1 protein-coding gene is annotated in these 623 nt (G+C 66.6%); it reads left to right on the top strand.

The window, feature by feature from the left end; translation table 11 throughout:
* Positions 1-565, top strand: a 565-nt coding sequence (lexA, locus tag HX846_RS38980) for a transcriptional repressor LexA (RefSeq protein WP_178967671.1), incomplete at its 5' end; no start/stop codon positions are given.
* Between the last annotated feature and the right edge of the window lie 58 nt (positions 566-623).

Genomic DNA, 623 nt, shown 5'->3' with positions numbered 1-623 from the left:
CCGCGACCGTATCGCGCAGCAAGGCCAGTCCCCCAGCCTCGCCGAGATCGCCGAGGCGTTCGGCTTTGCCTCCCGCAGCGTGGCGAGCAAGCATGTGCTGGCGCTGACCGAGGGCGGCTTTATCGAGGTCAACCCGAACCAGGCTCGCGGCATCCGCCTGCTCAATCAACCGGCGCGGCCGGAGCTGCTGGATATTCCGGTGCTCGGCCGGGTGGCCGCCGGTTTGCCCATTGGCGCCGATGCCGAAGTGCACAACCGTCTATTGCTCGACCCGGGCATGTTCGCGAAAACCCCGGATTACCTGCTGCGGGTGCAGGGCGACTCGATGATCGAAGACGGCATCCTCGATGGCGACCTGGTGGGCGTACGCCGCAGTGCCGAGGCCTTGAACGGGCAGATCGTGGTGGCACGCCTGGACGGTGAAGTCACCATCAAACGTTTCGAACACGTGGGCGAGCGCGTGCGCCTGCTGCCGCGCAACCCCGCCTATCAACCCATCGTGGTGCGGCCCGATCAGGACCTGGCCATCGAAGGGGTGTTCTGCGGCCTGGTGAGGCAAGGCTGATGGGCGCCGTCGTTGCACTGGACTCGCTGTTCAATGGCGGCCGGGTCTGGAAAGGCCG

This window comes from Pseudomonas sp. K5002 (genome assembly GCF_013386655.1).
Lineage (GTDB): Bacteria > Pseudomonadota > Gammaproteobacteria > Pseudomonadales > Pseudomonadaceae > Aquipseudomonas.
The sequence above is the reverse complement of the archived record's forward strand: the minus strand, read 5'-3'. Positions and strand labels throughout refer to the sequence as shown.